This window comes from Ochrobactrum sp. SFR4 (assembly GCF_019730395.1).
GTDB lineage: Bacteria > Pseudomonadota > Alphaproteobacteria > Rhizobiales > Rhizobiaceae > Pseudochrobactrum.
Genome location: NZ_JAAPBB010001013.1, coordinates 1 through 256 on the forward strand (window position 1 = coordinate 1; position 256 = coordinate 256).

A 256-nucleotide genomic window follows, 5' to 3' on the forward strand; every position below is an offset into this window, starting at 1 on the left:
TTGCTATCGAGCAAAAGCAGGCTCGATGTCGCAATCATATTATGTTTGGTGGTCAGCCATTGCGTGCGCATATTGGCGATCGACGGAACAAGAATGATGACTTCCGCAATCAGCACGGCCAGAATGATCATCAGCAATAATTTGCTGGACAGCCGGTGGCGTAACGGGACGTACCAGTCATCTTTATCATGCGGCGGGAAGTCGGGCTGATTGTCTGCATAGACCGGCGGAACCGTGCTGCCGCCAAGTGGTGTTG

General features: G+C 52.7%; 1 pseudogene. It reads right to left on the bottom strand.

What is annotated here, in order from left to right:
• A pseudogene (locus HBA93_RS22145) lies at nt 1-256 on the bottom strand (hypothetical protein); the annotation flags it as partial.